Raw genomic sequence first — 23,388 nt, 5'->3', positions numbered from 1 at the left:
GAGCGGGGACGGTAAGTTCGCCGGGCGGCCTGCGCCACGGGAGGCCGGAGAGAGGGAGGCAGCATGGCTGAGCTGAAGGTGGACGTCGACCCGGACGAGGTCGGCTTCGACGGGGAACGCCTCGCTCGCATCGACCGGCACATGGCCCGCTACGTGGATGAAGGGCTGCTGGCCGGCTGGCTGGTGGCCGTGGCGCGCAACGGCCACGTCGCTCACCTGTCGACCTGCGGGCAGCGCGACGTCGAGTCGGGGGCCCCGGTCGAGGCTGACACCGTCTGGCGGCTGTACTCGATGACCAAGCCGGTCACGTCCGTCGCGGCGATGATGCTCTACGAGGAGGGTGCCTTCGAGCTGAAGGACCCGGTGTCGCGGTGGATCCCGTCGCTGAGCGACATGCGGGTGTGGCGGGGCGGCACGCCGCAAGCCCCGTCCACCGCGCCGGCCACCGAGCCGATCCGGGTGTGGCACCTGCTCACCCACACTGCGGGGCTCACCTACGGCTTCCACTACAACCACCCGGTGGACGCCCGGTACCGGGCCGCAGGCTTCGAGTGGGGTACGCCCAAGGGCATGGACCTGACCGCGGTGGTCGACGCCTACGCCGAGCAGCCGCTGCTGTTCGAGCCCGGCGCCGAGTGGAACTACAGCGTGGCCACCGACGTGCTCGGCCGGCTGGTCGAGGTGATCTCCGGGCAGTCGCTCGACGAGTTCTTCGCGTCGCGGATCTTCGCTCCCCTCGGCATGACCGACACCGCCTTCTACGCCGACGAGGCCCGCCGGGACCGGTTGGCGACCCTCTACGTCCGCGGCGCCGACGGTAAGGCGACGGCGACGCCGATGGGTCAAGCGGCGGCGCGCCAGCCAGACGTGCTTTCCGGCGGTGGTGGGCTGGTGGGCACCGCCGGCGACTACCTGCGCTTCACCGAGATGCTGCGCCGGCGAGGGGAGCTCGACGGGGCCCGCCTGCTCGGCACCCGCACCGTCGATTACATGACCCGCAACCATCTGCCCGGCAACGCCGACTTGGAGGGCTTCGGTCGCCGGCTGTTCGCGGAGACCGCCTTCGACGGCGTCGGGTTCGGGTTGGGGTTCTCGGTGGTGCTCGACCCCGCTGCGGGCAAGGGCCTCGACAGTCGGGGCAGCTACGGGTGGGGCGGCGCCGCTTCCACCGCGTTCTGGGTCGACCCGGAGGAAGAGATCTCCGCGGTGTTCATGACCCAGCTGCTGCCGTCGAGCACCTATCCCCTGCGCTCGCAGCTAAAGCAGCTGGTCCAGCAGGCCCTGGTCGACTGAGCGGAAGGGCGGCTGAACCTCTGGGCGGGCGGGGCCCGGAGGGGAGGTCGTCTACGCGGCGAGGGCGGCGGGCACGACGGTGCCGGCGACGCCTTGGTGGCGGTGGGCCATCGCGGCCTGCCACAGGCCCTTGGCCTGCCACTTGCACAACCCGATCGACGCGGCGACCCCGCCGGCCACCCACGCCCATCCGGCCAGCTCGTGAGCGGTCACGTAGACCGGGATGGACTGGGTCACTAGCAGCAGCAGGGTCGTGGAGCCCGACGCCAGGTAGGTGACGGTCCACACCCCCGACAGCCAGCGGATCAACCGTCGGCGGCCGGCCAGGTCGTCGGCCAGGTGAGGCACGAAGTCCCGGGCCAGGCGGACGATCAGCGGTTCGCTGGTGAACATCGTGGCGAGGAACAGCAGGCCGAACCCGGCGGTCTCGATCACCGGCACCACGAAGTACGCGAAGGTGTGACCCGACGCCACCGCCGCGATCGCCCGCAGGCTGACCATGAACATCGTCATGAGCAGCATCCCCGACACCCGCCGGTTGCGAACCCACTGGTATGCCGCAACGCCGTAGGCGTACACGACAGAGGCGATGATGGCGGCCACTATCGACCCCATCGCCAAACCGACGTAGAACACACCCAGTGGTATCAGCGTGGCGACGGCAATCGCCGGCAGCGCTGCACGCAACACCGGGCGAACGGCTCGTAGGACAGCTACCAGTCGTTGCACCTTGCCGACACTAGAGGCTGGGAGGCCCTCGCAGGGGGTCAGGACGGCGCTCTCGATGGCAGGCACATGATTGTCATCGGCGCGAAACAAGCGGGACGTGAGCATGCCGGTGGGGATGTCCGATTTGGCCGTCTTCACCGAGGCTTCCTTCCGGGCTGGCCCGATTCGGGCTCAGGGTGCGAACCGTCGCCTCACAGTTCGATGCCGGCCCGGCCGCGACCTGCGACCTCCTCGGAGGGCGGCGGGGACAGGGCCCGCAGCGCGGCAGCGACCGCCGCCGCGTCGTGGCCGGCCAGGGGACCCTCCACCAGACGGGCGATACCGTCGAGGTGGACCCGGGCTGCTCTGGCCTGCGTCCGGCGGCCCTCGGCGGTCAGCTCCAGGAGCACCACCCGGCGATCGTGGTCGTCGCTCCAGCGCCGGACCCACCCCTTCCCGACCATTCGGTCGACGACCCGGGACGCGGTGGGCCGGGAGATCAGCGCCCGTTCGGCCAGCTGGGCCATGCGCAGAGGCTGGCCGGCGGTGCGAACGTTGAGCAGCACGTCGTACTCGTCGAGGGTCACCCCGACGGCCCGCAGCTCGTCGTCGAGGATCTGGGTCAGGTGCCGGTGGGCGGCGAGCAACCCGGCCCACACCTCCATCGCCTCAGGGGCAACCCGGGGTCTGAGCCGGACGCTGCCTTGACGGTCCGGGACGGGCCGTGACTCCCCTCGCGGCGGCGGATCCGGTCGGGTCACGGGCCGCATGATCCCACAGCGAAGAGGATAGTTTCGGGTGCAACGACCAGCACGGGAGCGGACAAGATGAGCGACGGACCCACCGCCGGGCTGCAAGGAACCGAGCGTGAGGAAGCCTCCCGGCGCCGGCAGGACTGGGCGGCGCGGTACCTGCGGCCCCGGGAGCAGCGCCCCGCGACGTCGGCGCGGGGAGTGCACCACGTGGCCCTTTTGAGCAGTGACGTCGAGCGGACAGTGCGCTTCTATCAAGACGTGCTGGAGTTCCCGCTGACCGAGATGTTCGAGAACCGCGACTACGGCGGGTCGACGCATTTCTTCTTCGATATCGGGAACGGCAACGCGCTGGCGTTCTTCGACATGCCCGGGCTGGACCTCGGACCGTACCGGGAGGTCCTCGGCGGGCTGCACCACATAGCGATCTCGGTTCGGCGCGACCGGTGGGAGGAGCTGCGGGCCAGCCTGGACCGGGCGGCGGTCGGCTACCTCGAGATGAACGACACCTCGCTATATTTCTCCGACCCCGACGGCGCCCGATTGGAGTTGATCAGCGACCCGTTGGGCGAGATGTACGGCATGACCGTGGTGTGATCGACCGCCGGAAAAGGGCGCGGACCGACCCACAATGGGTAGGAAGGTGCAGGCTTCAGCCCGTCGCCGCTCCCACGCCGTCCCAGGAGGTCCCGCAATGCCCGACACGAGTCTGGTCGCCAAGCCCACGGTCTTCGTGCTCTTCGGCGGGACCGGCGACCTGGCGCACCGCCTGGTCCTCCCGGCGTTCTACCGGCTGGCGCAGGAGGGGCTCTTGCCGGAGGACTGGCGTCTGGTCGGCAACGGGCGGGGTGACGTGTCCCACGAGAACTTCCAAGAGCGGGTGCGCGAGAGCCTCGAGGAGTTCGGCCCGAAGCCGGAAGAAGGACCGTGGGAGGAGTTCCGGTCCCGGTTGCGCTTCGCTGGCGGCGGCTTCGAGAAGGACGACCCGGGCAGCCTGCTCGACGTCATGGCCGAGGCCCACGACGAGCTGGGGCGCGACGCGCAGCGGGTCCACTACCTGGCCGTGCCGCCCGCCGCGTTCGCCAAGCTGACCGAGGGGATCGGCGCCCACGGCCTGGCGGACAACTCGCGGGTGGTCTACGAGAAGCCGTTCGGCACGTCGATGAGCTCGTTCCAGGAGCTCGACGAGATCGCCCATCAGGTCTTCGAGGAGCGGCAGATCTACCGCATCGACCATTTCCTCGGCAAGGAAGCGACGCAGAACATCCACGTGCTGCGCTTCGGCAACGGCTTGTTCTCCCACGCCTGGGACCGCCGCCACATAGAAAGCGTCCAAATCGACGTTCCCGAGACCCTCGACGTGGGGATGCGGGCCGGGTTCTACGACTCGACCGGGGCGATCCTCGACATGCTGGTGACCCACCTGTTCCAGCTGGCCGGTGAGGTGGCGATGCGGACCCCTGAGTCCCTCGACGCCGAGCACATCGCCAAGGCCCGCGAGGAGGTGATCGGGTGCTTCCGGGCGCTCAGCCCCGACGACGTGGTGGTAGGCCAATACGACGGCTACCGGGAGATCGATGGGATCGACGACGACTCCAGGACCGAGACGTTCGTGGCGGCCCGCCTGTGGGTGGACAACGACCGGTGGCGGGGGGTCCCGTTCTTGCTGCGGACCGGCAAGTGCATGGCCGAGAGCCACCAGCGGGTGTCGATCAAGTTCAAGGAGCCGGTAGACGCGCTGGGCGGCATCCCCACCGGCGGGAACGTGCTGGGCTTCGAGTTGTCCGGGGACGGCGAGATCAACCTGTCGCTGGTGACCAAGCAGCCCGGTCCCACGTCGAAGCTGGCCACCGGGACCGCCAAGCTGGCCCTCGGGCAGGCGTTCCACACCCCGTCGCTGCCGGCGTACTCCCGGTTGATCCACGACGTCTTGATCGGCGACCGGTCGCTGTTTACCCGCCCCGACGGGTTGCAGCACGTGTGGGAGGTGGCCGGCGGCCTGCTCGAGCACAAGCCGCAACCTCATCCGTACCAGAAGGGGTCGTGGGGGCCCGACGCGGCGAAAGCCCTCGCCGGCGAGGCCGGGTGGATCCTCGGCGACTAGCTGTCCCGGCTGGCGGCGGGCGGGTCGCCCGGCGCGCTCCCCGACGGCTCCGGGCGGTGCCGGTCCCGGCTCACCGCCGCCAAGTTGGCCCACCCGATGCCCTTCAGCCGCCGGGGCCGCAACCGGCGTAGGTGGTAGCGGGGGTCGGATTCGACGACGGGGAACATGTCCTCCGCGACCAGCACCGAACCGGCCCGGGCCATCCCGGTGGCGCGCGCCGCCAGGTTGACCGTCGGCCCGAACAGGTCACCCGCCCGGGTGATGACCCCGCCCGACGCCAACCCGACCCGCACCGACGGGCGGTCCGGGTCGTCGAAGCTCTCGGCGAGGAGCAGGGCGATCTCCACCGCCACGGGCGGATCTGCGCACCACATGACCTCGTCGCCGATCATTTTCACCACCCGGCCGCCGTTGACCACGATCGCGTCGCTGGCGGTGGCCTCGAACTCCTCGATCAGCCCAGCCAGCTCGGTGTCGGTGAGGCGCTGGCTGAGGCGGGTGAAGCCGACCAGGTCGGCGAAGCCGACGGCGAGCACCGCCGCGGCGTCCCCGTCCCCGGCGCCGGGGGTGTGCTCTGGCAGGTAACGCTCGACGGCCGCTGCCAGGTTGCGGTTGAGCAGGTAGACGACCAGGTGGTCGAGCTCTTCGAGGATGGCGCCGTCGATGGGGTGGTCGCCGCCGGCCATGCGCTCCAGGGTGAAGCTCACCACCGAGTCGGCCATGCGGGCGGTGGCCAGCCCGAGGACCCGGGCCAGGTGGAGGACGTCCCCCTCCCCCAGGTCGTCGCGTTCCATCATCGCCCCGGTGCGGCGCAGCGCCTCGAGGTCCTCCTGGGTGAACGCGGCCTCGTCGTCGGGGATGTCGGCGAAGCCCATGGCCCGCCACAGCCGTTTGGTGAGGTCCCGCGACACTCCGGCGGCCGCCGCGACCTGGCCGGCGGTGAGGGTCAGCTCACCTCCGAGCAGAGCGGAGCGGACCTCCGCCACCGCACCGTCGACCTCGGCACCCTCAGAGCTGGACACGCCCCCGGCCTGCCTCCAGGGTGGCCGCCTCCGGCCGGGTCAGGCCCGGGGTCAGCCCACCCGCCCGAACGCCGTCGGCGTGCCATCCCAGCTGATGGGCTCGACCCGCACCGGGGTGCCGGTCGTGTCGGCGGTGACCACGTTGCCGTTGCCGTCGTACATGGCCACGTGGCTGGGGGCCGCCCCGCCGTAGAACACCAGGTCACCGGGCTGCAGCTCGCTCTCGCTGATCCGGGACGTCTCGGACTGCTGGGTGACGGTGTAGTGCGCCAGGTGGACGCCGACGGCGTCGTAGGCGTACATGACCAGACCGGAGCAGTCGAAGGTAGCCGGCCCGGCGCCGGCCCACTGGTAGGGCTTGCCGACCTGGTCGAGGGCCACGGCCAGGGCCCTGGCTCCGAGGGAACCAGAAGGCGCCGGGGCGGCCGGAGCGGGGCTCGGTGCCGGGCTGGGGCTGCTCGGGGCCGGGCTGGCCGCGGCACCGTTGAGCGACAGGGTCTCACCGACGTAGATCACGTTGGGGTCGGCGATGTGGTTGGCCGCGGCCAGCGACTCCCAGCTGGTGGAGAAACGGGCGGCGATCGAACCGAGCGTGTCGCCGGCTTGGACCGTGTAGCTGCCGGTGCTCGACGACACCGACGCCGGGGCGGCCTGAGCGCCGCCAGCGGCGGGTGTAGCTGCGCTCGCGCCGCTCACCGACAGGGTCTGGCCGACGTAGATCACGTTGGGGTCGGCGATGTGGTTGGCCGCGGCGAGGGCCTCCCACGTCGTGGCGAAACGAGCCGCGATCGAGCCGAGGGTGTCGCCGGCTTGGACGGTGTAGCTGCTGGCGCTGGCCGAGGGGGTCGCAGCGGCGGCACCGCCTTGGAGGACCAGGGTCTGGCCCGGGTAGATCAAGTTGGGGTCGGCCAGGTGGTTGGCGGCCGCCAACGCCGCGACGGTGGTGCCGTTCGCCGCGGCGATGGCCCCCAGGGTGTCGCCGGCGCGGACGGTGTAGGTGCCCGGCGCGGGGGCCGCGGAAGCAGCGGGCGCAGCGGCCATGCCGGCCAAGCCGCCGACCGCGGTGACGCCCGCGGTGGTGGCCAGCGACACCGCCAGCGCCCGGAAGGAGTGGGCCCTGCCGCGGCGCTGCAAGGCGACGATGCGGGCCAGCGCCCCGTCGCCCTCGAGATCGCGGCGGTCGCCGGCGAGGAGATGGATCGCGATGACGACGGGGGTCAGCACCCACCCGAGGAGGTACGCCAGGGCGAAGCGGACGATGGCGAAGGGGCCCGCGCCGGTCGCGGCGACCAGCTTTTCCTCCTCGGTCATCGGGGCGTCCCCGGGCCGTTCGAACGCGGCCCAGTCGAAGCCGCCGCCCGGCGCCCCGAACGCCCGGGCCATCTCCCGTTGCACCGCCCGGTGACGAGCCCGGGCCACCGCCGCCAGGTATCCGACGGCCAGCAGCGCGCATCCGACCGCGACCCAACGGAGAGGGGCCAGCGCGATACCGGCGCCGGCGCTCACCACCGTGGCTCCCATCAGGCCGGCGAGAACCTTGCGGCGGCGGGCGACGCCAGCCGCCGGGCCCCGGCGCCTCAGCCGGTTGGTGGCGGGGACCTCCGGGGTCCCGATGGGCGCGTCAAGTACCTGGTCCGGCATCGCGGTCGCTCCTCTTGGGCCCCGACAGCCCGCAAGCCGCCGCGGGACCCGGTCAAGATCCGATCGCCAAACGGTAGCAGGGCTGCCTCCGGCCGGGGGGCGCGAAGCGGATCGGGGATGGCGTCAGTGGCCCTGGCGCAGCCCGGCGAAGAGGTCGGTCTCGGGCACCTCGGCGTCGGTGCGGTCGATGACCCTGATGAACGTCTCGGTCCCGAAGAACCGGGCGAAGAGCTCGTCGGTGAGCTGGAGGAAGAAGATGTTGTCGGCCTGGCTGCTGTGTGCGGCGAGGGCCCGGCGCTTGGCGGCGATGAAGTCGTTGACGTCCACGGAGGTGGTGATCAGGAGGTCCTGGGCGCCGAACGCCGGGCCCTCCTCGCCGTCGGCGGCGGTCTCGGCTGCGGCAGCGGCGGCGGCGCTGTCAGCGTCGGCGCTCTCGCCTACGGCTGCGGCTTCGGCGGCGGCCGCGGCTTGGGCGATGCGCCCCTCCTCCCGTTCGCTCAGCCCGGGCGGCTCGATGCCCGCGTTGCGCAGCTCCGCGGCGAAGGTGGCCAGACCGGAGCGGGCGATCGCGGTGTAGTAAAGCTTCACCGGGATGCCCGTGACCGACGCCGCGACCAGCGCGATGCGATGCGCCATGATGTGGTCGGGGTGACCGTAGAAGCCGTTGGCGTCGTAGGTGACCACCACCTGCGGGCGGTACTTCTCCATCAGGACCACCAACGGCCGGGCGGCCTCGATCACGTCCATCGACCAGAAGGCGCCGGGCTCGTCGTTGGTCGGCCAGCCCATCATCCCCGAGTCGCGATAGCCGAGCTGCTCGAGGGTTCCCACCCCGAGCTCCGCGCACGCCTTGCGCAGCTCCCCGGTACGCAGCGCGGCGACCTCGTCGCGGTCGTGGCCGGGCTCGCCCGGCTTGACGCCGCCCGGGCCGTCGCCGCAGCTGCCGTCGGTGCAGGTCACCAGGACCGTGCGGATGCCCTCGGCCGCGTAGCGGGCGAACACCCCACCGGTCCCGCTCGCCTCGTCGTCGGGATGGGCGTGGACCGCCATCAGGGTCAGGGGTTCATCGGGCACCGGGTCAGCGTAGAGGGGGTGGCACCCCAAGCGGCCTGAACGGCCCGAGCCGCTAGAAGGGAGTGCTCAGCCGACGGGCAGCGCGTCGGCCGTCCTCGCCAGCAGCGCACCGGCGCTGTCGCGCCCGGAGTGGATGGCGCCGGCCGCGGCGTCCCGACCGACGTGGAGGGCTGCCCCGGCCCTCTCGGCCCGGCGCCGGGCCCGCCAGCCGAGGGAAGGGGCGCCGTTGGTGTCCACCAGCGAGAGCAGCAGACCGCCGCCCAGCCCGACGTTCTTCAAGAAGTGCATCAGGTGCTGGCGGCGCAGCGCCTCGTCTTGCTCCTGCCAGAACGGATGGCCGGCGGCGGTGGTGAGGACCAGCGACGAGAACAGCGCCAGCGACGACAGCCTCCGCAGGCGGCCGGTGGCGAGCAGCACGCCGGCGCCGACCTGGGTGACGGCGTTGATGCGAACCAGGCTCTCGCTGTCGGTAGGCAGGCCCGGTACCCGTTCGGCGATGGGCAGGGCGACCGGCTCGGCCTTCTTGGCCGCGGCCCCCGGGTTGCGGGCCGTCTGGACTCCCCCGACGACGAAGACGGAGGCGAGCATCGGACGGGCGACACGGCGGATCAAGCTCATGACTGGGTTGTACCCCAACGGGCCGGGTTTTGCGCTAAATGGGGATTCCTGCTGACATCCGGCGGGGCGCGCTCCGCACCGGCGCGCGCCGCTTGCGGACGGGACGTGACATCCGTCAGGGGAAAGTCCTGATGCGCGGCCCTGGCGCCTGGGCCGCCCATCCCCCACGCTTGGGGGCATGCCCACCCACCCCCCGCCCGCAGTCGAGCTGAGCGGACTCCGCAAGGCGTTCGGCGCCACCCTGGCCGTGGACGGCCTCGACCTGGTGGTCCCCGCCGGGCAGGTGCTGGCGCTGCTCGGACCCAACGGGGCCGGCAAGTCCACGACCGTCGACATGCTGCTCGGGCTCGCTCCGCCCGACGCCGGCACCGTCGAGGTGTGGGGCCGCCCGCCAGGGCAGGCCTGCCGGGCTGGTCTGGTGGGCGCCTTGTTGCAAACCGGTGGCTTGCTCGGCTCGGTGACCGTCACCGAACTGGTCGACACCATGCGGGCGCTGTCACCCCACCCGCTGCCGCTCGAGCAGGTCGTGGACACGGCGCGCATCGGTGACATCGCCGGCCAGCGCGCCGACCGGCTCTCTGGCGGCCAGACCCAACGGGTCCGCTTCGCGCTGGCCATCGCCGGCGACCCCGAGCTGCTGGTGCTCGACGAGCCCACCGTCGCGATGGACGTCTCGACGCGGCGGGGCTTTTGGGCGGCGATGCGAGAGTGGACCGGCCGGGGCCGGACGGTCCTGTTCGCCACCCACTACCTGGAGGAGGCCGACGCCTACGCCGACCGGGTCGTGCTGATGGCCCGCGGCCGCGTCGTGGCCGACGGCACCGCGGCGGCCATCAAGGCCAGGGTGGGGGGCCGGACGATATCGGCGGGAGTCCCCGGCGCCACCACCGGCGCGCTCGGGAGACTGAAGGGCGTGACCCAGGTCGAGGCCCACGGCGAGCGGTTCCTCCTCCGCTGCGCCGACTCCGACGGGGCGCTGCGTGAGCTGCTCGGGGCGTTCCCGGGGACCCATGACATCGAGGTCACCAGCGGCGGGCTGGAGGAGGCGTTTGTGGCGCTGACCGAGGACCAGCCCGGCAAGGCGCACCAGCCCGTCGGGGCCCACCAGCTCAGCCAGGCCCACCAGCTCAGCGAGGAGGATCTGTGAACCCGCACCTGTTCCGTCTGGAGCTGCGCCGCTTCGTCCGCAACCGCCGGACCCTGCTGTTCACCGCCATACTCCCGGCGGTCTTCTTCCTGACCTTCTCCGCCAGCAGCTCGGGGAGCATCGCCGGCTTGAACGTCGCCCCCTACATCATGGTCAGCATGGCCACCTACGGGGCCATGAACGCGCTGTTCGTCGGCGGTGGGGTCATCGCCGCCGAGCGGGCCATCGGATGGCCCCGCCAGCTGCGCGTCGCCGGCCTGTCGCCCCGGGAGTACGTGACGTCCAAGGTGGCGGTCGCCTACCTCACCGGGATCCCCGGGCTGCTGGCCGTGTTCGTGCTCGGCGCGGCCGCCAAACACGTGCAGCTCTCAGCGGCGCACTGGCTGCTCGCGGCGGTGTCGATCCTCGTCGGGCTGCTGCCGGTGGCGGTTCTGGGGGTGGCGGTCGGCTACGCGGCCAGACCGCAGACCCTCCAGGCTCTATTCGGCATCGGATCGGCGCTGCTGGCCCTCCTCGGCGGGATGTTCGCGCCGGCCGACAACTTCCCGCGGGTGCTGCTCGACGTGTGCAAGCTGCTCCCGACGTACTGGTCCGCGGACGCCGGCAGAGCGGTGCTGCGCGGCAGCTGGGTCGGTTGGCACGGCGCGCTCGTCCTGGCCTTGTGGACCGTCGCCTTGGGCGCGGCGGCCGCCGCTCTCTACCAGCGCGACGCGCTGCGCCCGGGGGTGTCCGGCACGACCTGACCCCCAGCGGCCGGTCGTCACCGCGGCGGGCTCAGCTGCCGGCGGCGGGACCGGAACCCCCGGTGAGGGCCGCCTCGGTGGCGCCGGTGGCCGCGAGGAGGTCGCCGAGGGCCAGCTCCACCTCGAGGCCGGGCTGGCCGCTCCCGACGAAGACGGTGATCTGGGGACTGGGAATCCCGAGGGCCATCACCGACCGGTCGACGAGCACCGGGATGCGCCGGCGGTGCCCGAGCGGGCTCATCGCCTCGACCGGGAGTCCCGTCACCCGCTCCGCCATGGCCTCGAGGGCCGGGCGGACACCGGCTGCTCCGAGCGCGTCGGCGGCGGCGTCGTCGTCGAGCTCCCATCCGGCCGGCACGATGCACGCCGCCAGCCGGCCGCCGGCGTCGACCACGACGGTGTCGAGCACCCGGTGGGGCTCCACGTCGAGCAGCTCGGCCAGCTCGACGCCGTCCTCGACGTCGTCGGGGTTGAACGGGTGCAGCGAGAAGTCGATCCCGTCGCGCACCAGGGCGGTCACCGCCGGGGCCGGACCCGGCCGCAGTGCGAACGGCATGACCCAGTATCGCTCGCCGCGCCGACCAGGTGGGCGCCGGGACGTTGCCGGGCCGGCCGGTACCCTGGAGCGATGACCGTCCGTCCCGTGCGCCTCTTCGGCGATCCCGTGCTGCGCCAGCGAGCCGCCGAGGTCGTCGACTTCGACCGCTCCCTGCAAACCCTGGTCAAGGACCTCCACGAGACCCTCTACGAGGAGGACGGGTACGGTCTGGCCGCCACGCAGCTCGGCGTGCTGCAGCGGGTGTTCGTGTGGCATGACAAGAACACCGAGGCCCACATCGTCAACCCGGTGCTCGAGTTCCCCGACGACGAAGAGCAGGACGGCCCGGAAGGGTGCCTGTCAGTCCCGGGCCTGTACTTCGACACCAAGCGCCGCCTCAACACCGTCGCGAAGGGCTTCGACATGCACGGACAGGCTGTGCAGATCGTCGGGACCGACAAGCTGGCCCGCTGCTTCCAGCACGAGACCGACCATCTCGACGGGGTGATGTTCATCGACCGCCTGGACCCCGAGGCCCGCAAGGAGGCCATGAAGGCCATCCGCCACGCGGAGTGGTGGGGGCAGCCGGCGCCGGCGGTCAAGTTCAGCCCGCACGCCTCCCACCACTAGCCGGGGCCGGCGACAGCAGCACCCCGGGGCGCTCCTCTCCGATCAGGTGGCCGCCGGCGACGACGGCGGTGCCGTTGACCACCACCAAGTCGATGCCGGTCACCTGGTCGGCTGTCAGGCGCTCGGAGCCGGTCGGGAAGTCGTGCACCCGCCGCAGCGGGCCCGGCGCGACTCTCGCCGGGTCGAACACGACCAGGTCGGCCCACCCGCCGGGGCGGAGCGTCCCGCGGTCCGCGAACCCAAACAGCGCCGCCGGCTCGCCGGTCAGCTTGTGGACGGCCTGCTCTAGCGTGATGGTCCCCCGGTCGCGCACCCAGTTGCCGAGGAGGTCGGTCGGCAACGCCGCGTCGCACAGCTGCCCGACGTGGGCGCCGGCGTCGGACAGGCCGAGTACGCACCCCGGCTCCCGCAGCAGCGTTTCCACGCCCTCCCGGTCGTCGTTGGCCAGCACCGCCCGGACCCGGAGGGCCAGGGCCGGCTCGTCGAGAGCCAGGTCGAGGAGCCGGTCGAAGGCGCTGCCGCTGCCGTCGACCAGGTCGGTGAGGCGCTTTCCGACCATCTCCGGGTGAGCCTGGCTCTCCATGACCTCGAAGGTCTCCCACCGGGGCGGGACGCTGCGCGCGTCGGACCACGCGTCGAGAGCCCGGACCCGCCATTGCGGGTCGGCGTAGGCCCGGGCGCGCTCGTCGAGCGGGCGGCCCATCAGCTCGGCGAACACCGGGTTGATGTTCAACGTGAACGGTTCGACCATGGTCATGGAGAAAGCCAGCGGGCGGCACGACACCTGGGGCCACACGTCGGATCCCGCGGCGAGACGGTCCCGGTGGATGGCCAGGGCCTTCTCGTGCCGACGGTCGGCGGTGGTCAGCAGGGCGGTGTAAGTGAACGGCGCCCCGACTCGGGCCTGCAGGTCATAGACGCTACTGAACCCCAAGTCGCCGCCGCCGTTGACCGCGACAACCCCACGCCCGCAGGCAGCCACGACCGCGCAGAGCGCCTCGATCTCCTCCATGGCGGCCAGACGGCTGGGGATCGGCCGACCGTCGGCACCGCGGTGGGTGACGGCAGTGGAGGTGGCGAACCCGGCGGCCCCCTGGGCCATGCCCTCCTCGAGGAGTGCCGCCATCTCGGCGATCTCCGCCGCGGTCGCGGCCCGTTCGGACGCCTCGTCGCCCATGACGAACAGGCGCAGCGGGAGGTGACCGGCGAGGACCGCGAAGTTGAGCCGGACACCCCGCCGGCGCAGCGACGCCAGGTACTCGGGGAAGGTGACGAAATCCCACGGCACCCCGGCGATGAGCGCGGCGGGATCCATGTCCTCTACCTTTTCGAGGGTGTGAGCCATGAGCTCCCGGTGCTCAGGGCGCGTCGGCGCCAACCCGAACCCGCAGTTGCCGGCCACCACGGTCGTGACCCCGTGGAAGCACGACGGGGTGAGCGCGGGATCCCAGAAGACCTGGGCGTCGTAATGGGTGTGAATGTCAATGAAGCCGGGAGCGACGACACGACCGTCGGCCTCGATGATCTGCGCGCCGTCCACCGCCAGGTCAGGGCCGACCGCGGCGATCCGGCCGCCCTCGATGCGGACATCGCCGCGGGCACCGGGGGCTCCTGTGCCGTCGACCACCGTCCCACCCCGCACCAGTGTGCTCGTCATCGCTGTTCCTCCCCTGCCGGTCGGGTTCTACCGGCTACGCCCCCAACGTTAGGGGTCGCCGGGCCAGCCGGGCGGGTTGTGCGCCAGGCGGGCGGCCAGGTGAACAACACCGCTCAACTTCCTCGGCGGAGTGAACGATAGGAGTGCACCACACGAATGGTTCGGAAAATGGGCAAATGACACGGCTCGCATCACCGGGATCCACGTCCCCGCGCCGGTACGGTCGGCCATCGATGTCGCACGACTCGACGTTCACCACCACGCTGTCGCGGTCGCCTCGGCCGCACCGTCGGTCGCTCAGGCTGTCGGGCAGCGCGGACTGCCCCCGCTGGCGGGGACGGCTGCACCTGGCGGCGGCCGCCGCCGCGGTCCCGGCTGGCGCCGCGCTGGTGATCCGCAGGCCGTCCCCGGCCATCGTGGTCTACGTGGTCGGCCTGGTGGCGCTCTACGCCGTCAGCTCCAGCTACCACCTCCTGCCCCTGGCGGCGGCCGGGCGGCGACGACTACGCCAAGCCGACCACGCCACGATCTACCTGTTCACCGCGGCGTCGATCACGCCGTTTTGCCGTATGGCGGTGGGCGGATCCCTCGGCGACTGGGTGACCGGCCTGGCCTGGGCCGGGGCGCTGGCCGGGGTGGCCCTCAAGGTCCGGGGCTTCGACCGGGTCCACGGCGTCGGCGCCGGCTTGTACCTGATCCTCGGCTGGCTGAGCGTGATCACGCTCCCCGCCGCGCTCCCCCGCCTGGACCCGGCGCAGGTGGTTTTGCTCGCCGCGACCGCGACGTTTACACCGCCGGAGCGGCGGTGCTGTTCACCCGCCGCCCCGACCCACTGCCGCTGGTCTTCGGGTACCACGAAGTGTGGCACGCGGCGGTCGTCGCGGCCGGCGTCTGCTACTTCGTGCTGGTGTGGGGCCTGGCCGGTCACCTCCGCTAACCACCGGCCTGCGACAGGATGCAGGCATGGTGGCCCACGAGGTCGGCTGGCAGGACCTCCTGGCCCATCCCGACGTGACGGAGGTCGTCGAGCTGCGCTCGGCGTTCGGCCTGATGGCGTTCCACGGCGGGGTGGAGGCGGGAACATCCGAGATCGCCCGGCTGGCGGCGCGGGCCTCGGGCGCTTCGCTCTACGCGGTCGACCAGCCCGCCGGCCTGCGCTGGCACGTACCTTCCAAGCTGGTCGACCCGGCGGACTCGCCGGCCCTGGCCGGCTTCCTCGGTCATGTGACGGCGGCCGTCGCGCTGCACGGCTACGGGCGCCCCCGCCCTCCCCACGCGGTGCTGGTCGGGGGGACCAACCGAGGCCTGGCGGAGGAGGTAGCCGGCGCGATCCGCGCCGCCCTGCCGGACGCTTTGGTGGTGGACGATCTGACCGCCATACCCTCACGGCTGCGGGGCCTGCACCCTGACAACCCGGTCAACCGGGTGGCGGGCGGCGGGGTGCAAGTCGAGCTGCCGGTGGGGTTGAGGCGCGACTGGACCCGGGAGGTGGCCGACGCTCTGGCGGTGGTGGCCCGGCGGGGGTCGCCGCCGGCTCGGGTCCGGCCGGCTGTCAGGCGGCCGGGCCGACCGCCAGGGTGACCGTGGCGGTGTGGGACTGCCCGCTGACGTCCACCCAGGTGATCGACACCTTGTCGCCGGGGTGGTGGACCCGGAGGGTGGCGGTCAGGGACGTCGCCGAGGTGATGGGCGTCCCGTCGACCCCGGTGATGGTGTCACCCTGGGCCAGGCCGGCGCTCTCGGCGGGCGAGTTGGGCACGACCGCTGACACGGCGGCTCCCGGCGTGGTGGAACCGCCGCTGCCCAGACCCCCTCCGAGACCCGATCCGCTCGAGGAGGACAGGACCTTCACCCCGAGGAAACCGGTCTCACCGATGTGGATCTTGTCGCTGGACTTTCCCTGCTGGATCTGAGCGGCGATGGTCGTCGCGTTGGCCATCGGGATGGCGAAGCCGACGCTGGCCGCGCCGTTGACCTGGTTGGAGGACGAGGCGGCGGTGTCCATCCCGATGACCTGACCCTTGTTGTTGACCAGCGGCCCTCCGGAGTCACCGGCCTGGATCGGCGCGTCGGTCTGGATCAAGCCGTTGAGGACCTCGGCGTTGGCGCCGTTGGAGTCGCTGGCGGTGATGGTCTGGTTGAGCGCCCGCACCGTGCCGGTCACCGCGGAGGGGGTACCGCCGGCGCCGCCGGCGTTCCCGATCGCCAGGACCGTGTCACCGCGGGCGACGTCCGACGAGTTGCCGATGGCGATCGGAGTGAGGCCCGACGCGTCCTGCAGCTGCAAAACTGCGACGTCGTCGGTGACGTCGGTGCCGACCACCGTGGCCTTGTAGACCTTCCCGGTGGACACCAGCGTCACCGAGATCGACGTGGCGCCGTCGATCACGTGGTTGTTGGTGAGGATCGCACCGTTGCCGGTCAGCACCATCCCGGTACCGGCGGCGGCGCCGCTTTGGTAGCTGAGCTCGGTGTTGATGTCGACCACCGACTTGTCGACCTTGGCGACGAGGGCCTTTTGGGCGGCTGACAGGTTGGTCGAGCCGCCGGTCCCGCCGGTCCCGGAGTTGGCGCCACCCCCGAACGGATCGGTGAAGCCGCCGCTGCCCTGGGCGCCGTTGCTGCCGCCGTTGGATGACGCCGCCGAGGGAGTAGACGAGTTGTTGATCTGGCTGCCGATGCCGATACCGGCCAGCACCGCGATGGCGGCGATGACCGCGACGATGGCGACGTGCACCCGGTTGGGCTGGGCCGGTGCTTGCGGGCTGTGCTGCCACATCGGGCCGCCGCCGGCCCACGGGCCCACCGGCCCCTGGGGGGGCTGGCCCCAGCCGCCCCACCCGGTCTGGGTGGGGTGCTGCTCCTGCGACGCCGACGGCCACTGCGGGGCCTGCGGCTGGCCCTGGTAGCCGCCCCAACCCTGCGGTTGGGCGCCACCCTGCTGCCCAGCTGCGTGGAGCTGCTGGGTGCCGCCCTGCCCGGCGTAGGGGTCCTGCCCGGCGACGCCGGCCTCCGCCTGCCCTCCCCAGTTGCGGGGCGGCTCGAAGGAGACGTCACCGGTCCACTGCTGGCCGTCCCAGTAGCGCCGGCGATGGCTGTCCCAGGGGTCCTGGTACCACCCCGCCGACGGGGCCGACGACTGCCACCCGCCTCCGTGGTCCTGCTGGTCGTTGCTCATCGTTCCTTTCCTCCGCGCCACGGGGCTCGGAGCCCGTGTCGCGTACGGCCTGGTCTCGGCGGGCCTTCTACCCTCGTTCGTCACTGTGCCGCAGGCACCTGAGACGACCCTGAACAGCCACTTAAAAACTCCGGACCCGGGCCGGCTGCTGCCTCCATGGTGCCACGAGCCCGGCCGGAAAGGCTCGTCCGGCGCCTGGGCTGGTCGCTCAGGGGTCGTCCACGGCGTCGACCAGGCCCCAGCGCAGCGCCGTCACGCCAGATACCTCGACGCCGCTGATCGCCATCCATGCCGTTCGGTGCCTTCCGATTCGGCGGGGGATGCTGGCGGTGCCGCCGGCGCCCGGCACCAGGCCCATACCGACCTCCGGCAGACGGATCCGGGTGTCGGCGCCGGCCTCGACCCGCCCGGCGAAGGCCGGAAGCTCGATCCCGGCGCCCACGCAGGCGCCGTGGAGGCGGGCGGTGACCTTCGCCGCGCACTGCGCAAGCCACCATCCGGCGCTGGCGCCCATCCGGATCAGGTGGGCGGAGGGGGGGTCGGTGGCCGTGCCGAACTCGTCGAGGTCGCCGCCGCTGCAAAACGCCGGCCCGGCGCCGGCGAGCTCGACGCGCCGCACGCTGCGGTCCGCGACCGCCAGCTGCAACGCGGCGACCAGGGCGTCGCGAGTCGCGGCGTCGTAGGCGTTGCGGACCTCGGGACGGTTGAGGGTGATGCGCAGCTCGCCGCCGTCGCGCTCGACGAGGACCGGCTCGGCGGCCGGGGGTCGGCGGTCCCGGCGGGGCCTCGCCTCCAACCACCTGCGGAACTCGGCGCCTCCCTGAAGCGTCGCGTAGGCCAGTGACTCGCAGAACAGGTCGTCGTGGGGGGGGCCGGTCCCGCCGCGACGCAGCAGCTGGGCGGCGGTGAGCGCCGCGGCCGGGTTGGCGTCGACCGCGGCGCGAAGCGTCGCGACCGCGTCGGTGAGGTCGTCGACGGTCACCCACGGCCGGCGGGCGGCCTCGGTGGTGCTCAGCGCGATGTCACAGTCGATGGTCGTGGCGCTCGCCGCCAGGCGGCTCACGCCGACCACGATCCAGCCGAAGCCGATCGGCAGCAGCCCGGCCGGCGGCGGCAGGTGGGGAGGAGCGGCACCCGACTCGCGCCCATCGAGGTCGACCACGATCAGGCCGGGAGCCCCGAACTCGTCGGCCCCGTCGAGACGGCCGGTGGTGACCGCCCGGAGGGCTGCGGACGCGGCTGCTGGCTCCCATGCGTCGGGCACGTCGATCATCGGGGTGCCGAGCGTAACCTCTCGGCGATGGTGCCCCACCCGACCCTCGCCGGGCGCCCCGCGGACCCGCCCGGCGCGCTGCGGGCCCTGGCCGCGAGCGGCGTGCCGGCCCTGACCGGGTGGCCGGACGGGCCGCCGGTAACCCCGCCGTACGCAGTCGCGACCAGGCTGGGGCGCCTGGCGGAGCGGATCGCGTCGCTCAGCGCCGGAGCCGGCACCGGGGTGGATCTGGGGTGGGGGCGGTTGCTGACCGGCCGGGCTGCGCTGCTCGGGCTGCGCCGCGCCGGCACCACCTCGGCCAACCGGTCGTGCCGGTTGGTGCGCAGCGCCGACGGGTGGGTGGCGCTCAACCTGCCCCGACCGGAGGACGTGGCCTCCCTGCCCGCCCTGCTCGCTCCCGCCGGCGTCCACCACCGCGACGTCGACGCCGACGACCCGTGGCCGGCGGTGGCCGTCGGGGCCCGCCGGCTGACCGGCGCGGCGCTAGTCGAGCAGGCCACCCTCCTCGGGGTCCCCGCCGGCGTGCTGCGCCCGCCGCCGGTCGGCGCCGCGGCCTACACCGTCGAGGCGCGCTGGCCGCCGCTGCCGCCGCGCCCGCTCGGGTCGCTCAGGGTCGTCGACCTGTCCTCGATGTGGGCCGGTCCCCTCGCCACCCGGATCCTCGCCGCGGCAGGCGCGACGGTGACCAAGGTGGAGCTGGCCGGCCGGCCTGACGGCGCCCGGCGGCTGCCGGAAATGTACAGCTGGCTGCACCAAGCCGACCAGGAGCAGGTGACCGTCGACGTCAGCTCCAGGCGCGGCCGGGGCGCGCTGCTGGCCCTCCTGGCCGGCGCCGACATCGTGGTCGAATCGTCCCGTCCCCGGGCGCTGGCCCACCTCGGCGCCGGCCCCGACGCCATGCCTGAACGGTCCGGGCGGGTGTGGCTCGCGGTGTCCGGCCACGGGCGGGGCGCGGGCGCCAACCGGGTGGGATTCGGCGACGACGCGGCCGTCGCCGGCGGCCTGGTCGGGTGGAGCGGACCGGGCCGCCCGGTGTTCCTGGCGGACGCGGTGGCGGACCCGGTGACGGGGATGGTGGCCGCCGCCGCGGTCCTCGACGCGCTGGCCGCCGGCGGGGGCGCGCTGCTCGACGTGGCCCTGTCTTCGGCCGCGGCGTGGCTGGCGTCGGGCGCCAGGTGGGGGCATCCGCCGGCCTCCCCCGAGGTGCGCTCGGCGCCGGCCGGCGGCTGGGAGCTGGCCGGGGCCGGGGTCGCCGCGGCGGTGCTCGACCCGGTGCCGGCCGCACCCTTCGACCCGGTCACGGTCGGGCCCTTCGACCGGGGCCCGACCGGCGCCGGAATCCGGGAGCGGCGGTGAGCGGGCCCGTGCGGCTGGTCGTCACCGGCGGACGCGTCGGCGGACGCGCCGCGGAGGTGCACGTGCGAGGCGAGCTCATCGCGGCGGTCACCTTCGGGCCGCCGCAGGCCGGCAGCCGAGAGCGCAGGGCCCAGGTCGTCGACGTGGAAGGCGCGACCCTGCTGCCCGGTCTGCACGACCACCATGTGCACCTGCGGGCGTGCGTGGCAGCGGCCGGATCGGTGCAGGCCGGGCCGCCGGCGGTCGAGGACGCAGCCGGGATGGCCGACGCGTTGGCGGCGGCACCGGCCGGTCCCGGCGGGTGGGTCCGTGCCGTCGGCTACCACCAAAGCGTCGCCGGCAACCTGGACCGAGTGTCCCTCGACCAGCTGCTGGCGTCGCGGCCGGTGCGGGTCCAGCATCGAAGCGGTGCCCTGTGGGTCCTCAACTCCTCCGGGCTGCGAGCCATCGGGCTGCTCGACCTCGATTACGAGAACGCCGACAACGAGCTTGCAGGCGTCGGGGGTATTCCGGCCGGAGTCGAGCGAGACGCAGCGGGGCACCCGACCGGGCGGCTGTGGCGGCTCGACGGTTGGCTCCGGGAACGGCTGCCGGACCCCGCCCCGGGAGGCGACGCCGGGCTGTCCGCGCTGAGTTCGGCCGCGGCGACGCGGGGGGTAACGGGATGGACCGACGCCACGCCCGACCGCGACGACCTCGAGATCGAGGCGCTGATCGACGCTGCGGCCCGCGGCGTCATCGGCCAGCGCCTGCACCTGATGGCCCCCCTAGCCACCGCGCTCAACGCCGACCCGGCGGCGAGCGGCTCCATCGGACCGGTAAAGGTGCTCCTCGACGACGACCGGCTGCCGGCGATCGACGACCTCGCCGCGTCCATCTCGGCCGCCCACCGCAAGCGGCGGAGGGTTGCGGTTCACTGCGTTACAAGAGTGCAGGCCGTCGTCGCGCTGGCCGCGTTCGAGGAGGCCGGAGCCCTCGACGGCGACCGGATCGAGCACGGGGCCGTGCTCGCCGCCGACCAGCTGGCCCAGCTGCGCCGCACGGGGCTGACCGTGGTCACCCAGCCGGGGTTCGTCGCAGCCCGCGGCGACCGCTACCTGCTCGACGTCGACCGAGCCGACCGGGCGGACCTGTGGCGGCTGGGCTCCCTGCTCACCGCTGGGGTGCGGGTGGCTGCCAGCAGCGACGCACCCCTCGGGCCCTGGGATCCCTGGGACGGCGTGGAGGCCGCGACCAGCCGCCGCAGCGCCAGCGGTGCGCTACTCGGGCCGACCGAGGCCATCGGCTGGAAGGCGGCGGTCGGATTGTGGAGCGGGCACGCCGCGTCGCCGTGGAAGCCTCGCCGTGTAGCGGCGGGCCAACCGTCCGACCTGTGCGCAGTGATGCCGGCGGCGGGTGGGGGGCCACCGCAAGTCGTGATGACCGTGGCCCGCGGCGTGGTCCTGCACCGGGCCGGCAGCTGACAGCGGAGCCGGTCCCCACCCACCGGCGCCGAGGGTGCCATCATCTTCGCCTGCCACCCGAGCCTGCTCCCGCCGTCTTGTTCCTCTGCACCGGTAACGCCGCACGATCGGTCATGGCCGGTGCGGTGCTCGGCGCGCTCGCCCCGTCGGTCGCAGTGGAAACGGCAGGGACTCTCACCGTCGAGGGGCAACCGGTCAGCTTCCGCACCAGGGCAGCGCTGGGGGCCATCGGCCTGAAGCCTGGTTCCCACCGCAGCCGGCAGGCCACCGCCAGCGACCTACAACGGGCCACCCTGGTGATCGGCCTGGCCCCCGAACACGTGGCGTGGGTCCGCAGGGAGCACCCCGCGGCCGCCGGCCGCACCGCCACGCTACGCCGGCTGGAGCGCGACCTGCCGGCGGGCGGTCCGCTCGCCGAGCGGGTCGCCGGCCTCGGGCTGGCCGGCCTCGAGCTGGAGGCGTGGGAGGAAGTGGTCGACCCCGGCGGCGGCGAAGTTGAGGAGTTCACTGCGGCCGCTATCGAGATCGACCGGTTGGTCCGGTCCCTGGCCCCCCGCCTGGGCTGATCCGGCGGCCGACCACTGGCCGCTGGCGGGATTGACGCGACTGGCCAGAGCCACCATGACCGGGCCTGAACAAAGCGGCACCCCGGTGGTGCAATAGTCGCTGCATGCCCCGCTCCCCCCAACGGCGCACCCGTGTCGTCGCCACCATCGGTCCCGCCTCCTCCGATCCGGCCGTCCTGTCGGCGATGGTCGCCGCGGGCATGGACGTGGCCCGGTTGCCTCTCGCCCACGGCAGCATCGACGACGCGGTGGCCCGGTTCCGCCTCATCCGCTCCGCAGCGCCCGACGTCGGGATCCTCGCCGACCTCCCGGGACCGAAGATCCGTGCCGCTGCGTTCCCCGAGGGCGGTGCCAGGGTCAACGCGGGCGACGCCATCGAGCTCGTCACCGCCGAGGGGAAGGACACCGCCAGCAGCGCCACCCGCCTGGCCGTCGCCCACGAGGACATGGTCCAGCAGCTCATCCCCGGCGACCGGGTCCTCCTCGGCGATGGCCTGGTCGCCTTGCAGGTGGAGGACCGCACCGGCGACAGGGTCACCGCCCGGGTCCTGAGCGGCGGCCTGCTCCAGGGCCGCCCCGGCGTCACCGCCCCGGCAGGGCGGGCCCGCCTGGTCACCCCTACGCCCGAGGACCTGTCGCGCTTGGAGGTCCTGCTGAGCGAAGGGGTCGACGCCGTTGCTGTGTCATTCGTGCGCCGGGCGGCGGACATGGAGGCGGTGCGAGCCGTGGTCGGCGCCGACGGACCGCTCTTGATGGCGAAGATCGAGACGGGTGAGGCCGTCGACGACCTGGACCACATCCTGGCCGCCAGCGACGCGGTGATGGTGGCCCGCGGCGACCTGGGGGTGCGCATCCCACTCGAAGACGTGCCGCACGTGCAGAAGATGGTGATCAAGGCCGCGGTGCGCTTCGGGCGGCCCGTGACGACCGCGACGCAGATGCTGGAATCGATGATCACCTCGCCGGCGCCGACGCGCGCCGAGGTGACCGACGTGGCCAACGCGGTGTTCGATGGGACCAGTGCCGTCATGCTCTCCGGCGAGACGGCCATCGGCCTGCACCCAGTCGCTGCGGTGGCGACCATGGCCAACATCGCCCGGAGGGCCGAGGCCGACTTCGATCACTCCGCGTGGGGAGAAGGGCTCGGCGTCCAAGCGGTGGCCGGCGGCCAAGCGGAGCGGATCACCGCGACTACCACCTCTGCCGCCTGGCGGGCGTCGAGGGAAGGGGCGGCGGCCATCATCGCCTGCACCCGCTCCGGCACGACCGCTCGGGTCATCTCCCGCTTCCGGCCGGAGATTCCCATCGTGGCGGCCACGCCGTCCACCCGTACCGCCCGCCACCTGACGCTGAGCTGGGGTGTCAGCACGGTGTCGGTGCCGTTGTCGGACTCGACCGACGACATCGTGTGGTTCGCGGTCAAGGCCGCGGTAGAGGCCGGCTTCGCCGCGGCCGGCGACGTGGTGGTGGTCCTGGCCGGCAGCCCGACCGAACCCGACCCGATCACCGACACGATGCGCATCGTGTCGGTCCACTGAGCGGCCCGCTGGGTCGGGAGGCGGACGCGGCCGTCCTGCGCCAGCGGCCGCCACCTCGACTCCCATAACCGAATAGGTTGAATGATC

At 72.9% G+C, this 23,388-nt stretch carries 22 protein-coding genes and 1 pseudogene; 13 read left to right on the top strand and 10 right to left on the bottom strand.

Annotation, left to right across the window (positions count from 1 at the left end; translation table 11 throughout):
- The first annotated feature begins 63 nt into the window (after nt 1-63).
- On the top strand, nt 64-1,293 hold the full coding sequence (locus K6U06_RS13180) for a serine hydrolase domain-containing protein (RefSeq protein ID WP_262322405.1): 1,230 nt from the start codon (nt 64-66) through the stop codon (nt 1,291-1,293).
- Between the two features lie 51 nt (nt 1,294-1,344).
- Here K6U06_RS13180 and K6U06_RS13175 read toward each other — a convergent pair whose 3' ends face one another.
- On the bottom strand, nt 1,345-2,160 hold the full coding sequence (locus K6U06_RS13175) for a VC0807 family protein (protein ID WP_262322404.1): 816 nt from the start codon (nt 2,158-2,160) through the stop codon (nt 1,345-1,347).
- 53 nt (nt 2,161-2,213) lie between these two features.
- Nucleotides 2,214-2,666 carry a MarR family winged helix-turn-helix transcriptional regulator gene (locus K6U06_RS13170; RefSeq protein WP_262322403.1) on the bottom strand — a complete coding sequence of 151 codons (453 nt, stop codon included), beginning with the start codon at nt 2,664-2,666 and terminating at the stop codon, nt 2,214-2,216.
- Nucleotides 2,667-2,852: 186 nt separating this feature from the next.
- Between K6U06_RS13170 and K6U06_RS13165 the strand changes: the two genes are divergently transcribed.
- Together K6U06_RS13165 and zwf are read left to right on the top strand one after the other, a co-directional pair.
- Nucleotides 2,853-3,350: a VOC family protein gene (locus K6U06_RS13165; protein ID WP_410051046.1), complete on the top strand. Its 498-nt coding sequence runs from the start codon at nt 2,853-2,855 to the stop codon at nt 3,348-3,350.
- Nucleotides 3,351-3,447: 97 nt separating this feature from the next.
- Nucleotides 3,448-4,857: a glucose-6-phosphate dehydrogenase gene (gene zwf, locus K6U06_RS13160; protein ID WP_262322401.1), complete on the top strand. Its 1,410-nt coding sequence runs from the start codon at nt 3,448-3,450 to the stop codon at nt 4,855-4,857.
- Here zwf and K6U06_RS13155 read toward each other — a convergent pair.
- The 4 genes from K6U06_RS13155 to K6U06_RS13140 all read right to left on the bottom strand — a co-directional run bounded on the left by K6U06_RS13155 (nt 4,854) and on the right by K6U06_RS13140 (nt 9,212).
- Nucleotides 4,854-5,879 (bottom strand): adenylate/guanylate cyclase domain-containing protein, encoded by a 1,026-nt coding sequence (locus K6U06_RS13155; protein WP_262322400.1) that lies wholly within the window; start codon nt 5,877-5,879, stop codon nt 4,854-4,856. The genes zwf and K6U06_RS13155 overlap by 4 nt on opposite strands.
- A 51-nt stretch (nt 5,880-5,930) precedes the next feature.
- Nucleotides 5,931-7,520 carry a LysM peptidoglycan-binding domain-containing protein gene (locus K6U06_RS13150; RefSeq protein ID WP_262322399.1) on the bottom strand — a complete coding sequence of 530 codons (1,590 nt, stop codon included), beginning with the start codon at nt 7,518-7,520 and terminating at the stop codon, nt 5,931-5,933.
- A gap of 123 nt (nt 7,521-7,643) precedes the next feature.
- On the bottom strand, nt 7,644-8,594 hold the full coding sequence (locus K6U06_RS13145; protein ID WP_262322398.1) for a PIG-L family deacetylase: 951 nt from the start codon (nt 8,592-8,594) through the stop codon (nt 7,644-7,646).
- Between the two features lie 66 nt (nt 8,595-8,660).
- A complete protein-coding gene (locus K6U06_RS13140; protein ID WP_262322397.1) occupies nt 8,661-9,212 on the bottom strand; it encodes a DoxX family protein in 552 nt (183 codons plus the stop codon).
- Between the two features lie 178 nt (nt 9,213-9,390).
- Here K6U06_RS13140 and K6U06_RS13135 point away from each other — a divergent pair, with 178 nt between their 5' ends.
- Both K6U06_RS13135 and K6U06_RS13130 read left to right on the top strand, forming a co-directional pair.
- Nucleotides 9,391-10,359: an ABC transporter ATP-binding protein gene (locus tag K6U06_RS13135; protein WP_262322396.1), complete on the top strand. Its 969-nt coding sequence runs from the start codon at nt 9,391-9,393 to the stop codon at nt 10,357-10,359.
- On the top strand, nt 10,356-11,102 hold the full coding sequence (locus K6U06_RS13130; RefSeq protein WP_262322395.1) for an ABC transporter permease: 747 nt from the start codon (nt 10,356-10,358) through the stop codon (nt 11,100-11,102). The genes K6U06_RS13135 and K6U06_RS13130 overlap by 4 nt, the downstream gene beginning before the upstream one ends.
- Before the next feature lie 31 nt (nt 11,103-11,133).
- Here K6U06_RS13130 and K6U06_RS13125 read toward each other — a convergent pair whose 3' ends face one another.
- Nucleotides 11,134-11,658 carry an aminoacyl-tRNA deacylase gene (locus K6U06_RS13125; RefSeq protein WP_262322394.1) on the bottom strand — a complete coding sequence of 175 codons (525 nt, stop codon included), beginning with the start codon at nt 11,656-11,658 and terminating at the stop codon, nt 11,134-11,136.
- A 72-nt stretch (nt 11,659-11,730) separates the two neighbouring features.
- On the opposite strand from K6U06_RS13125, the gene def reads away from it, so the two are divergent.
- Nucleotides 11,731-12,270, top strand: coding sequence for a peptide deformylase (gene def / locus K6U06_RS13120; RefSeq protein ID WP_262322393.1), 540 nt, complete (start codon nt 11,731-11,733; stop codon nt 12,268-12,270).
- Here the strand turns inward: def and K6U06_RS13115 are convergent.
- Nucleotides 12,245-13,927: an N-acyl-D-amino-acid deacylase family protein gene (locus K6U06_RS13115; protein WP_262322392.1), complete on the bottom strand. Its 1,683-nt coding sequence runs from the start codon at nt 13,925-13,927 to the stop codon at nt 12,245-12,247. The genes def and K6U06_RS13115 overlap by 26 nt on opposite strands.
- A gap of 176 nt (nt 13,928-14,103) precedes the next feature.
- Here K6U06_RS13115 and trhA point away from each other — a divergent pair.
- The 3 genes and pseudogenes from trhA to K6U06_RS13105 form a co-directional block, all read left to right on the top strand.
- A pseudogene (gene trhA, locus K6U06_RS24710) lies at nt 14,104-14,694 on the top strand (PAQR family membrane homeostasis protein TrhA); the annotation flags it as partial.
- A gap of 38 nt (nt 14,695-14,732) precedes the next feature.
- Entirely contained in the window at nt 14,733-14,864 is a 132-nt protein-coding gene (locus K6U06_RS13110) for a hypothetical protein (RefSeq protein WP_262322391.1), read from the top strand.
- Nucleotides 14,865-14,890: 26 nt separating this feature from the next.
- Nucleotides 14,891-15,508, top strand: a complete 618-nt coding sequence (locus K6U06_RS13105) for a poly-gamma-glutamate hydrolase family protein (RefSeq protein WP_262322390.1) — start codon at nt 14,891-14,893, stop codon at nt 15,506-15,508.
- Here K6U06_RS13105 and K6U06_RS13100 read toward each other — a convergent pair.
- Nucleotides 15,480-17,105: a trypsin-like peptidase domain-containing protein gene (locus tag K6U06_RS13100; protein WP_262322389.1), complete on the bottom strand. Its 1,626-nt coding sequence runs from the start codon at nt 17,103-17,105 to the stop codon at nt 15,480-15,482. The two genes, K6U06_RS13105 and K6U06_RS13100, sit on opposite strands and share 29 nt — an antisense overlap.
- A 208-nt stretch (nt 17,106-17,313) precedes the next feature.
- On the bottom strand, nt 17,314-18,378 hold the full coding sequence (locus K6U06_RS13095; protein WP_262322388.1) for an enoyl-CoA hydratase/isomerase family protein: 1,065 nt from the start codon (nt 18,376-18,378) through the stop codon (nt 17,314-17,316).
- Between the two features lie 27 nt (nt 18,379-18,405).
- Here K6U06_RS13095 and K6U06_RS13090 point away from each other — a divergent pair, with 27 nt between their 5' ends.
- The 4 genes from K6U06_RS13090 (at nt 18,406) to pyk (ending at nt 23,301) form a co-directional block, all read left to right on the top strand.
- Nucleotides 18,406-19,734, top strand: a complete 1,329-nt coding sequence (locus tag K6U06_RS13090; protein ID WP_262322387.1) for a CoA transferase — start codon at nt 18,406-18,408, stop codon at nt 19,732-19,734.
- Complete coding sequence (locus K6U06_RS13085) at nt 19,731-21,197, top strand: amidohydrolase family protein (protein WP_262322386.1); 1,467 nt, start codon at nt 19,731-19,733, stop codon at nt 21,195-21,197. Before K6U06_RS13090 ends, K6U06_RS13085 begins: the two co-directional genes overlap by 4 nt.
- Entirely contained in the window at nt 21,107-21,763 is a 657-nt protein-coding gene (locus K6U06_RS13080; RefSeq protein ID WP_262322385.1) for a low molecular weight phosphatase family protein, read from the top strand. The genes K6U06_RS13085 and K6U06_RS13080 overlap by 91 nt, the downstream gene beginning before the upstream one ends.
- A gap of 104 nt (nt 21,764-21,867) precedes the next feature.
- A complete protein-coding gene (gene pyk / locus K6U06_RS13075; protein ID WP_262322384.1) occupies nt 21,868-23,301 on the top strand; it encodes a pyruvate kinase in 1,434 nt (477 codons plus the stop codon).
- Nucleotides 23,302-23,388: the final 87 nt, after the last annotated feature.

The organism is Acidiferrimicrobium sp. IK, assembly GCF_025499425.1.
Classification (GTDB): Bacteria; Actinomycetota; Acidimicrobiia; order Acidimicrobiales; family Palsa-688; genus Acidiferrimicrobium.
The sequence above is the reverse complement of the archived record's forward strand: the minus strand, read 5'-3'. Positions and strand labels throughout refer to the sequence as shown.